The 11,902-nt window shown below is 56.3% G+C and carries 8 protein-coding genes; 4 read left to right on the top strand and 4 right to left on the bottom strand.

Translation table 11 applies throughout. From position 1 onward, the window contains the following. Nucleotides 1-30: 30 nt before the first annotated feature. Nucleotides 31-894, bottom strand: a complete 864-nt coding sequence (locus PUZ33_RS10460) for an N-acetylmuramic acid 6-phosphate etherase (protein ID WP_013097753.1) — start codon at nucleotides 892-894, stop codon at nucleotides 31-33. Nucleotides 895-1,058: 164 nt separating this feature from the next. Here PUZ33_RS10460 and PUZ33_RS10455 point away from each other — a divergent pair, with 164 nt between their 5' ends. Both PUZ33_RS10455 and dcuR read left to right on the top strand, forming a co-directional pair. Beyond that, nucleotides 1,059-2,675 (top strand): sensor histidine kinase, encoded by a 1,617-nt coding sequence (locus tag PUZ33_RS10455; protein WP_058681713.1) that lies wholly within the window; start codon nucleotides 1,059-1,061, stop codon nucleotides 2,673-2,675. Beyond that, the gene (gene dcuR, locus PUZ33_RS10450; RefSeq protein WP_013097755.1) at nucleotides 2,672-3,391 is read left to right on the top strand and encodes a two-component system response regulator DcuR; all 720 of its coding nucleotides are present in this window, start codon (nucleotides 2,672-2,674) and stop codon (nucleotides 3,389-3,391) included. The genes PUZ33_RS10455 and dcuR overlap by 4 nt, the downstream gene beginning before the upstream one ends. On the opposite strand, the gene PUZ33_RS10445 is transcribed toward dcuR, so the two are convergent. Further along, nucleotides 3,372-4,334 (bottom strand): FAD:protein FMN transferase, encoded by a 963-nt coding sequence (locus PUZ33_RS10445; RefSeq protein WP_058681714.1) that lies wholly within the window; start codon nucleotides 4,332-4,334, stop codon nucleotides 3,372-3,374. The two genes, dcuR and PUZ33_RS10445, sit on opposite strands and share 20 nt — an antisense overlap. A 94-nt stretch (nucleotides 4,335-4,428) precedes the next feature. Continuing rightward, entirely contained in the window at nucleotides 4,429-7,209 is a 2,781-nt protein-coding gene (locus PUZ33_RS10440) for a flavocytochrome c (protein WP_063161188.1), read from the bottom strand. Nucleotides 7,210-7,817: 608 nt separating this feature from the next. Here PUZ33_RS10440 and PUZ33_RS10435 point away from each other — a divergent pair. Continuing rightward, nucleotides 7,818-9,326 (top strand): anion permease, encoded by a 1,509-nt coding sequence (locus PUZ33_RS10435; protein ID WP_013097758.1) that lies wholly within the window; start codon nucleotides 7,818-7,820, stop codon nucleotides 9,324-9,326. A 52-nt stretch (nucleotides 9,327-9,378) separates the two neighbouring features. Beyond that, complete coding sequence (fumA, locus tag PUZ33_RS10430) at nucleotides 9,379-11,028, top strand: class I fumarate hydratase FumA (RefSeq protein ID WP_038419999.1); 1,650 nt, start codon at nucleotides 9,379-9,381, stop codon at nucleotides 11,026-11,028. Here fumA and PUZ33_RS10425 read toward each other — a convergent pair. Beyond that, nucleotides 11,017-11,901 carry a LysR family transcriptional regulator gene (locus PUZ33_RS10425; protein WP_072203715.1) on the bottom strand — a complete coding sequence of 295 codons (885 nt, stop codon included), beginning with the start codon at nucleotides 11,899-11,901 and terminating at the stop codon, nucleotides 11,017-11,019. The two genes, fumA and PUZ33_RS10425, sit on opposite strands and share 12 nt — an antisense overlap. Nucleotide 11,902 lies beyond the last annotated feature (1 nt).

The raw sequence follows: 11,902 nt of genomic DNA, 5'->3' as shown, positions 1-11,902 counted from the left end.
CGCGGCCTTTTTTTATTCCTGCGCTCTCTATTACGGCGCTTCCTGCAACGCCACCCGAATAAACCCGTTATTCTGCGCAAGCAACTCATGCGCTTTCCAGGCATCCAGCCCGGTCAGCACCATCAGCACCGCCGTTTTGCAGTTATGGTTACAGCTCTCCAGCGCGGCTTTTGCTACCGCTCGGGTGCATCCCCCCGCTTCCATCACTATCGCGATTTGCCGTTCAGCCCACTGGGTGCTGCTCGCCTCCAGATCCACGCGCAGGTTGCTGTAAACCCGCCCGGTGCGGACGGCCAGGCCGGTGGTCACCATAGAGAGGATCATTTTCTGCGCGATGGCCGCTTTGGTGTTCAGATACCCGGCAACCACATCCGGGCCCAGCTCTGGCGCAATCACCATACTTGCCAGCTGCGCCGCTTCGCTTTGCGCATTATCGGTAATCACCGCCACCGGTGAACCGAGCGACCACGCATGCCGCATGGCACCCCAGACCCACGGCGTTTTTCCGCTTACGGTGACCGCCAGCATCATATCGTGCTCGCCAAAGTTAATCGCCTGCAGGTCGGCAACGCCGCGCTCGTAGCTTGTCGCATCGTCGTCCGCCGTGATGGCAATCACCGGGGTTTTACCCGGGGCATACTCATCCGCCGCCTGTTTCGCCACACAGCCGGACGGCCCCGCGCCAACCATAACCAGACGCCCCCCGTGGCTCAGGGTCGCGGCGGCGTTATCCACCACACGGGCAATAATGGGTAAAAAAGGGGTGATTGCAGCGGAGATAAGTGCATCATCCTGGTGAATGACTTTCAGCATGTCCAGCGTGGACAATCTATCGATATTCATCGTGCTGGCGTGCCGTCTTTCCTTGACCGAACCGGTAAGCATAATGCTCATAAACAGCCTCCTTATTATGAGTACCCACACACTATAAAGTGTTTTATATGGATGACATGCGAGGAGGGTCACGAAAAGCGGAGCAAATGCATGCTTTTACACAGCTTTAAGAAAAGCGCGTCATCGGCGATAATTACCCCTTTCTTCTTCATCGCGGAGTGTTGATGAGCGATTTGCAGCCCTTTCCCCAGACGCGCAAGCGCCCCATGAAACTGAACACGCTGGTCACGTTGATGGTGTGCGCGATCATCGCCTCTGTGCTGCTGCTGGTCTTTGCGCTCTATTCAGTGCAGATCACCCGGGCAACCCGCGATGACGTCAAAGATACGGCGCTGGGTATTGCCCGTACGCTGGCGAACAGCCCGGAGATCCAGCGTGGCCTGATGCAACCGCCGCAGGCCGATATCATCCAGCCCATCGCCCAGGGCGTTACAAAACGCAACGACCTGCTGCTGACCGTGGTCACCGACATGCGCGGTATTCGCTATTCGCACCCGAACGAAGCGTTGATTGGCCTGCATTTTATCGGCGACGATCTGAACCCGGCGCTGGAAGGGAAAGAGAACGTCTCCGTTAACCGGGGCGCGCTCGCGGAAGCCCTTCGCGTATTTACGCCCGTGTATGACAGCCAGCACGAGCAGATCGGCGTGGTGGTGGTCGGCATCTCGCTAAAAAAAGTGGAAGACCAGATCGCCCGCGGACGACTCAACGCCGTCTGGACCATTTTGTTCAGTATCTTTATGAGCTCCATGGCGATCTGGGGACTGGTTCGCGTTCTGAAACGCATCCTGTTCGGGCTGGAGCCGTATGAAATCTCCGCGCTGTTTGAGCAACGGCAGGCGATGCTGCAGTCGCTGCGCGAAGGAGTGTTAGCGGTCGATATTCATGGCCGCGTGACGATGATAAACCACACCGCCAGAGAGATATTGCTCCTGCCCTCCGGCAAGCAGACCGAAAACGCCAGCGCGCCCCTGCTGGCCAGCCTGCGTGAGGTGTCAAAGACGGGCATCGCGCGTCAGGATCAGGAGATCAGCTGCAACGGACGGCTGCTGCTGTGCAACATGGTGCCGGTGAAAAGCCAGGAGCGGGTGATAGGCGCCATCACCACCTTCCGCGACAAAACCGAAATCAGCCAGCTGATGCAGCGCATCGACGGCATGGTGAATTACGTCGATGCCCTGCGCGCCCACACGCACGAGTTTATGAACAAACTGCACGTGATCCTGGGCCTGCTGCATATCAAGCGCTACGACAAACTGGAAGAGTACATCCTGCAGACAGCGCACAATTATCAGACGGACATTGGCACCATCCAGAGCAAGGTGAAATCGCCGGTGATTGCCGGGTTCCTGCTGGGTAAAATCAACCGGGCGAAAGAAGCGGGGATCAGCCTCACCCTGGCGGATGAGTGCCAGATACCGGATACCGCCAACGAAGAGCAGGTCGCGGTGCTGGTTACCGTGCTCGGTAACTTGATTGAAAACGCGCTGGACGCGATGGAGGGCCAGCCGGAAGGCGAAATCACCCTGCTGCTGCACTATCAGAATGGCTGGCTCAGCTGTGAAGTCAGCGATGACGGCCCGGGAATTGATCCCGCCCAGCTGGAGACTATTTTTACTAAAGGCTTCTCAACAAAAGGTGAAAACCGGGGCGTTGGGCTGTTCCTTGCCCGCCAGCAAATTCAGAACCTGGGCGGTGATATCACCGTCGAATCTGAACCTGGCGTATTTACCCAATTTTTTGTTCACATCCCCTGGGATAGCGAGAGGAATATCGCGTGATAAATGTATTAATTGTCGATGATGACGCCATGGTAGCCGACCTCAACCGTCTGTATGTTAACCGTGTTGAAGGCTTTAGCTGCTGCGGCGTCGCCTCCACGCTGAACCAGGCCGAGGCCATTATTAACAACCCTGCCCAGCCGGTTGATCTGGTGCTGCTGGATGTCTACATGCAGCAGGATAACGGGCTGGATCTGCTGCCAGTGATCCGCGCCTCCGGTCGCCCAATCGATGTCATTATGATCTCTTCGGCTGCGGACGCCGCGACAATCCAGACCTCTATCCATTACGGCGTGGTGGATTATCTGATTAAACCGTTCCAGTTCCCGCGCTTTGAAGAGGCGCTGAACGGCTGGAAGGCAAAGCACAGCCTGATGGGCTCGCACCAGTATTATGAGCAGGCGGACGTCGACAGGCTGATCCACGGCGGGGCGCCGGAGCTGGCAGACAGCAAAAAGCTGCCAAAAGGGTTAACGCCGCAAACGCTGCGCACCATCTGCCAGTGGATTGACGCTCACCCGGAGACCGAGTTTTCTACCGATGACCTGGCCAGTGCAGTGAATATCTCGCGCGTCTCCTGCCGCAAATATCTGATCTGGCTGGCGCAAATCAATATTCTGTTCACCAGCATTCACTACGGCGCGACAGGGCGCCCGGTATATCGTTACCGTCTCCAGCCCGAGCAGACAGGCCTGCTCAAACAGTACTGTCAGTAATGCGGTAACTATTATCCAGTAAAGTAAAGCGGAAGTGGTGCGCTGACGAGAGCACCACTTCTTTTGTTTTGGTCACAAAGATCGCTTCTATATCAGGACGCGCACGCAGCACCGCACAGCCTTTCTCCACACCCATGCCGTACATCAGCGTGGTCCATATATCCCCGTCGATAGAATCGTTTGAAATGATGGTCACGCTGTCCAGTTCGTTATCCAGCGGATACCCGGTACGCGGGTCCAGGATGTGGTGGTAGCGCCTGCCGTTTTGTTCAAAGTAGCGTTCATAGGTTCCCGACGTCACCACGGAGCGATTCTCTAGCGTCATCGCGCCGATCAGCTCATCACCCGCAAACGGTTTTTTAAGCCCCACGCTCCAGCCCCCCTCCGGCGAGCCCAGCGTCTGGATATTGCCCCCGAGGTTGATCAGCCCAAGTTCAGCGCCCTCTTTGCGCAGATAATCCCGCACCCTGTCGGCGATATAGCCTTTGGCGATGGCGCCCAGGTCGATCTCCATCCCTTTTTGGGTCAAAAAGACGCTACTGCTGGCCTCGTCCAGCACCACATCCTCAGGACGGGTAATCGCCAGCAAGGCGGCGATGTCTTCGGCGGGCGGCACGCTGTCGCCGCGAAAGCCGATTTTCCAGCGCTTGACCAGCGGGCCAATCGCCAGGTTAAACGCGCTGTCCTTGAGCAGGCTCGCCGCTTTTGCGCAGCGGATCAGCTCGAACACCGGACGGCTGACGCTGACGGGGCGCTGTCCCGCCGCATGGTTGATTTCCATAACTTCAGAGTGCGCGCGGTTAACGGTAAGCAGGTCTTCGTACTGTTTGATCAGGCGAAACACGCGGGAGGCGAGGGCTTCGTTATGGGAAAAGAGTTTGAGGAGAATGGGCGATCCCATCAGGACGGCGGAATAACTGTAAACGCGATGGTCATCAGGCATAGCATGAGTCCTCAGATGTAGCCCCGGCAAGCACCGCGCCGCCGGGGAAAATGCCGGATAACGCTGCGCGTATCCGGCATACAACACAGGGGTCTTACTGCTTTTTCGAACGCATAGCCGCCTGATGTCCTGCAAGCGTACCAAAAATAATGATATCTGCCACCGCGTTACCGCCGATACGGTTACCACCGTGGATCCCACCGACCACTTCACCGGCCGCAAACGCCCCTGGCAGCACGTTGTGGTTGCTGTCCAGCACGCAGGTTTCGGTGTTGATGGTCACGCCGCCCATGGTGTGGTGCACGCCCGGCGCAATCTGAATGGCATAGAACGGCCCTTCGTTGATGGGCGCACGCAGCGCGGTGGTACGGCCAAAATCATCGTCATGCTGTTTTTCAACAAAGCCGTTGTAGCGTTCCAGGGTCGCCAGGAAAGCGTGGTAATCCATTCCCAGCGCCTCGGCCAGGGCTTTTGGCGAGCTGGCGCTGGTCACAAAGCCTTTAGCGATGTACTCATCCGCGGCTTTGTTTTTGGCACGAACGTGCTCGTCAAAGACGATATACGCGTATTTCTCCGGCAGTGCGATGATTGACGCCGAGACTTTATCGCGAGTTTCCATCTCATTGAAGAAACGGTTCCCCTGCTGGTTCACCAGAATCGCTCCGCCGCCGCGAATGGATTCGGAAATCAGGTACGAGGTTTTCTGCTCAACGGTTGGGTGGATCTGAATTTCACCCATATCTACCGTACCGGCACCGATGCGTTCCAGCAGCGCGATACCGCCGCCGGTTGCCCCTTTGTGGTTGGTGGTGACAAAACCTTCCAGGTCAGGGCGGTATTTCACCACCATCTGGCTGTTGGCGCTGAAGCCGCCGGTGGCGACAATGACGCTTTTAGTGGTCACGGTGAGGGTTTCGTTCTCTTCTGTGGTCAGACGCACGCCGGTGACTTCGCCGTTTTCGAACAGGATGTCGCTGACAGACGTATCAAGCATTACGTCGATGTTGCGTTTGTTGACGTTACGCACCAGGCCGCTGATCAGATAGCCGCCTACCGCAGAGCCGTCTTTTGGACGGTGCGTACGGTCAATGCTCATTCCGCCGGTGGTGGTGATGTCATTCAGCATAATGCCGCGGGTTGCCAGCCATTCAATCGCCTGAGGCGCATTCTCCACGAAGCGGCGCAGCAGTTCCGGGTTGTTCTTGTTACCGCCCCCTTTCAGGCTCTCCTGGTAGAACAGCTCTTTGCTGTCCTGGATCCCTTTCACCCGCTGGAAGCGCGTCTCTGCGGCATTCATCCCGGCAGAAGCTTTGATGGTGTTCCCGCCGATGGTTGGCATCTTCTCAACGATCAGCACGCTCGCGCCTTCATCGTGGGCCTGAATGGCTGCGGCCAGACCGGCGCCGCCGCTACCCACTACCACCACATCCACGCTGCGGGTCGCGTTCGGGTCAGCGCCCTCTTCTGCCGCCAGCGCTTTGCTGGATTTCAGCATCGCTTTAGAGACCGCTTTTTTCACCGCTTCACTCTGGCTGGTTGCACCCGTGATGGCATCCACGTGCGGGGTGTTGGCGTCCAGAATGCGGGTACGGATCTCTTCAAAGCTGGTGACAAACTCAACGTGTTCGCTCGGGCCAGACGCCAGCGCAATATCGGCGATGCGATCGGTTTCCAGGCTAACGTTGATTACCAGTTCGTTAACATCGTCCTGCACCTTCTCAGTGAACATGCCTGGTTTGAATTTTGATTCGCCCATGCTCATATCGCGGATCATCGCTTCCACCAGCGAGAAACGCCACAGCGGTTCAGGAATGCTCAGCTCTTCGCGTTTGGTGCTGTCCATAAACAGCTCCAGACTTTCACCTGCCGCGATCCGGTCAGTCCAGTCCGGGTAAGCGATGGTAGCGCGGCCCACGGCAATCAGGTCGTAACCGCTATCCAGCGCCTCGTTAACGTCAGCGGCATTTACCACGCCGCCGACACCCATCACCGGAACCTGAGCCAGGGTTTCAGAGCGCATGGCGCAATATTTTTTGATGAGCGGGGTTGGGTCCTGGGTGTCGACAATGGAAGGACGCAGGGTCGCCCCTACGGAGAAGTGCAGATAATCCACACCGCGTGCCGCCAGTTTTTCCAGCAGGTACATGGTGTCTTCAAAGCGGATACCCGGGACTTCCAGCTCTTCAGGGGAGAAACGGTAGCCAATAATGAACGCGTCGTCCGCGTACTGGCGCACCATTTTGTGCGTGATATCCAGCACCGCCAGCGGGAATTTAGCGCGGTTATCGCGGCTGCCGCCCCACTCGTCGTCGCGCTGGTTAGAGTTTGGAGAGTAAAACTGCTGAATCAGGTAGGTGTTGGCCCCGTGAATTTCAACCCCGTCGAAACCGGCCTGGATAGCGCGGCGAACGGCTTCACCAAACTTGCCGATCATGCCTTCCACTTCTTCATTGGTCAGGGCAACCGGCGTGGCGGCCCCGTCACGCGGCGCGGCAACGGCGCTTGGGCCAACCGGCGTGCGGCCACCGATCAGTTTTGGATCGACCATACGGCCGCCGTGGTAGATCTGCAGCAGGGCTTTCGAGCCTTTGGATTTAATGGCGTCCGCGATTTTCGCCAGCCCGGCGATTTTCTCGTCGTTATCGATACCAATCGCGCCGGGGAACGCAAGGCCGAGGTCATCGATAAAGCAGCATTCAACAATAATGGTACCCATGCTGCCGGAACGGGCCCGATAGTACTCCACCAGCTCGCTGGTGACCGTGCCGTCGTAATAGCCGGTACAGGTGGTCATGGGTGCCATTAACAAACGGTTTTTCAGTTCGGTGCCATTCGGTAATGTGAAGGGGCTCAGAATACGTTCGTTAGTGCTCATAATTGAAACTCCAAACTTTAAAAATTAAGAATTCGTTATCGGATTGATTTTTTATTTCGTCGTTATTTGCCGATGTCATGATATTAATATAATGATTTTTTTAGTTTCTAAAGTTATTACGTTAGTTAAAAAACTATTTAATCCCCGCGATAACACAAATAACACATTGGTGTTAGTGATTGTAATTTAGCCATTCACAATAATTTAAAATTCGTTAAATAAAGAATGGTAAAACCATTTCACCAATAACCAATCAAACCCATACAAATCAATGAGATAAAAATTATCAAAACTTAGCATTGTTACAGAAATGATAAATTGAACTCATAATATACGTAATACCCACATACGCCAGAGTGGTTATTAATAAAAGCATAAAAATACCGCTGCAATTCTCTTTTTTTGATCGCGATCAATAGTCATGGCATCCAAAAGCGCAATATAAAAACATCATCAATTTTTAATTTAGCGCAAACCAAAATGCGTTAAATCGCTATTACTGAAAATACAAATCAGCACCTTTAATAACTAAAAAAAGCAAAGAAACTTAAGAAAGCAATTTTGTTTTTCAGTGCGACCGAATTTTTGACAACTTAAGACGTGAAACTATGAATACAAAAACTGCTGTAACGCCCCCTGTGGCGAACCAGGCATCAAATGGGAAAGCAAAACGACTGCTGATGATGGCATTGCCCGTCATCGTCGCCGTCCTGCTGCTGTTTGTTCCGGTACCGGAAGGACTGCCGCCTTATGCGTGGCACTACTTCGCGATCTTTGTCGGCGTGATCGTCGGCTTAATCTTCGAACCGCTGCCGGGTGCGGTGATCGGTCTGACCGGCGTGGTGGCGATTGCGCTGTGCAGCCAGTGGGTGCTGTTCAGCCCTGAACAGCTGGCCGACCCGAAATTCAAGCTGGCGGGTGCCTCCTTTAAGTGGGCGGTCAGCGGGTTTGGTAACTCGACTGTGTGGCTGATCTTCGGCGCCTTCATGTTCGCCGCTGGCTATGATAAAACCCGCTTCGGCCGCCGTCTGGCGCTGATTCTGGTGAAATATCTCGGCCGTCGCAGCCTGACGCTCGGTTACGCCATCACCTTCGCGGACCTGCTGCTGGCACCGTTTACGCCGTCCAACACCGCACGTAGCGGCGGGACCATCTACCCGATCATCGCTAACCTGCCGCCGCTGTATGGCTCAAAACCAAACGACCCAAGCGCGCGTAAAATTGGTTCGTACCTGATGTGGGTGGCGATCACCGCGGCCTGTATCACCAGCTCGATGTTCCTCTCCGCCCTTGCGCCGAACCTGCTGGCACTGGCGCTGGTGAAAAGCACGGTAGGGATTGATATCTCCTGGGGTACCTGGTTCCTCGCCTTCCTGCCGCTGGGCATTCTGCTGATTCTGACCATGCCGCTGCTGGCCTACTGGTTCTACCCACCAGAAGTCAAAGTGAATAATGAAGTACCGCTGTGGGCAACCCGTGAACTGGAAAAACTGGGCAAACTGTCCCGCAATGAAATTCTGCTGCTGGTGTTCGTGTGCTGTGCGCTGCTGATGTGGATCTTCGCCGCCGCGTGGATTGAACCGGCCATGGCTGCCCTGCTGATTGTGGGTCTGATGCTGTGGACCGGCGTGCTGGAGTGGAACGATATCACCGGCAATAAAGCCGCGTGGAATACCTTCGTCTGGTTCGCCACCCTGGTCGCGCTGGCAGATGGCCTCTCCTCTACCGGCTTTATCAGCTGGCTGGGTAAAGAGGGCGGTCTGTTAATGAGCGGTATCTCGCCGGGCGTTGCCACCATCGTACTGCTGCTGGCGTTCTACCTGCTGCACTACCTGTTTGCCAGCACCACCGCGCACACCACCGCGCTGCTGCCGGCGATGCTGACCATCGCCTCCACCATTCCGGGCATGAATATGGAAGTCTTCGTCCTGCTGATGGTGACCTCGCTGGGTGTGATGGGGATCATCACCCCGTACGGTACCGGCCCAAGCCCGATTTACTACGGTAGTGGCTACCTGCCAACCAAAGACTACTGGCGCCTGGGCACTATCTTCGGTGCCATCTTCCTGGCGGCCCTGCTGCTGATTGGTTATCCGTGGATGTCCATGATGTTCTGATTCCTGACCGCCGGACTTCTCCTCCGGCGGTTTTATTTTTCTGGAGCAAGCTATGTCAAACAAACCGTTTTTTTATCAAAACCCCTTCCCACTCGCGCACGACGACACCGAATATTATCTGCTGACCAAAGAGCACGTCTCCGTTGCCGAGTTCGACGGTCAGGAAGTCCTGAAAGTCGAGCCAGAGGCGCTGACGCTGCTGGCGCAGCAGGCGTTCCACGATGCTGCGTTTATGCTGCGTCCTTCCCATCAGAAGCAGGTCGCCGCCATTCTTAACGACCCGGAAGCGAGCCAGAACGATAAGTACGTTGCCCTGCAGTTCCTGCGTAACTCTGAAATCGCCGCTAAAGGCGTGCTGCCAACCTGCCAGGATACCGGCACAGCGATCATCATGGGTAAAAAAGGCCAGCGCGTCTGGACCGGCGGTGGCGATGAAGCCGCGCTGAGTCAGGGGGTGTACAACACCTACATCGAAGACAACCTGCGATACTCCCAGAACGCGGCGCTAGATATGTATAAAGAGGTGAACACCGGCACCAACCTGCCTGCGCAGATCGATCTCTACAGCGTCGACGGCGACGAGTACAAATTCCTCTGCATGGCGAAAGGCGGCGGTTCAGCCAACAAAACCTACCTCTATCAGGAAACCAAAGCGCTGATCACTCCGGCGAAACTGAAAAACTATCTGGTGGAGAAAATGCGCACCCTGGGTACCGCGGCCTGTCCGCCTTACCATATTGCCTTCGTGATTGGCGGAACCTCCGCGGAAGCGACGCTGAAAACGGTGAAGCTGGCCTCCACCCGCTACTACGACGCCCTGCCTACCGAGGGGAACGAGCACGGCCAGGCGTTCCGCGATGTTCAGCTCGAACAGGAACTGCTCCAGGAAGCGCAGAACCTGGGTCTGGGTGCGCAGTTTGGTGGTAAATACTTCGCTCACGATATCCGCGTGATCCGCCTGCCGCGCCACGGTGCCTCCTGCCCAATCGGCATGGGTGTCTCCTGCTCCGCAGACCGTAACATCAAAGCGAAAATCAACCGCGACGGGATCTGGATTGAAAAACTGGAACACAACCCGGGTCAGTACATTCCTGAATCGCTGCGCCAGCAGGGCGAAGGCGACGTGGTCAGCATCAACCTCAACAAGCCGATGAACGAGATCCTGGCGCAGCTTTCCGCGTACCCGGTCTCTACCCGCCTGTCGCTGAACGGCACCATCATCGTGGCGCGTGATATCGCCCACGCGAAGCTGAAAGAGCTGCTCGACAACGGCGAGGAACTGCCGCAGTACGTGAAAGACCATCCGATTTACTACGCGGGCCCGGCCAAAACGCCGGAAGGTTATGCCTCCGGCTCACTCGGCCCAACCACTGCGGGCCGCATGGACTCGTATGTGGATTTACTGCAGTCCCACGGCGCGAGCATGATCATGCTGGCTAAAGGCAACCGCAGCCAGCAGGTGACGGATGCCTGCCACAAACACGGCGGCTTCTACCTGGGCAGCATCGGCGGCCCGGCGGCGGTACTGGCGCAAAACAGCATCAAGAGCCTGGAGTGCGTGGCGTACCCGGAACTGGGAATGGAAGCCATCTGGAAAATTGAAGTGGAGAACTTCCCGGCGTTTATCCTGGTGGATGACAAAGGTAACGACTTCTTCCAGCAGATCCAGAACAAACAGTGCCAGGGATGTTCACAGCGCTGAGTGTTTCCAGAGTGCCGGCAGCCGCGACAACGTTTGATTGATCCGCTCACGCTTGTCGCTGCCCGGCTTCCAGATAGTGACCATCGTCTGACTTATCCCCTGGCTGCCCACTTCGGTGGGCAGCCTTTTTACGTTTTTCCACTGCGTCGCATGAAGATGGGTCGGCAAAAAGCCCCAGCCACAGCCCTGCTCCAGCAGGCCGCGCAGCATCTCAATTTCATTAGTGAAAAGGGTATGCCCGGCAATTTGCAGACGACGGGCAACCGGTTCATCTGACGCGGCATGCATAACCACCTGCGGAACCAGAGAGAGATCGAGCAGCGAAACCGGCGTGGCAACCTTCGCAAAAAGCGCGTCTGCGGCGTGAAAATCCATGTCGATGGCTCCCAAAGCCCGCCACTCCATCTCATTACCCACGCTGCGGTTGCGCGCCTGGCAGATACCTAAATCCGCCTCTCCGCTCGCCAGCAGGGCTTCGGCCTCGTCACGCGACGCGCTGGTCAGGCTCAGGCGTATTTTTTGTGCCGCCATCTCTGCAATCAGCGCCTGCAGAAAAGCCCGGGGAGTGAACGGATCGTAAACAAGGGCAATGTCCTGCATCGCGCTGCCCGGCACCGCTCTGGCAAAGGCCTCAAAAGCTTTCACCTGGCGCATCAGCAGGTGCGCCTGTCGCTGAAGCTGTTCCCCTTCAGGCGTTAGTCGCACGCTGCGTCCCTCGCGCAGGAACAGGGCATAACCCAGCCCGTACTCAAGAAAATCGATCAGATCGCGCAGGGTCGTACGGTCTTTACCGAGCTTAATGGCCGCCTTCATCAGGCTGCCGTGCTCTGCCACCGCGGTAAACGCCTCCAGCTGGGCAAATGAATAGTCCATC

This window comes from Enterobacter cloacae complex sp. 2022EL-00981 (genome assembly GCF_028737495.1).
Lineage (GTDB): Bacteria > Pseudomonadota > Gammaproteobacteria > Enterobacterales > Enterobacteriaceae > Enterobacter > Enterobacter cloacae.
Note: the sequence above shows the minus strand (reverse complement) of the source record. Positions and strands in the feature narration are given on the sequence as shown.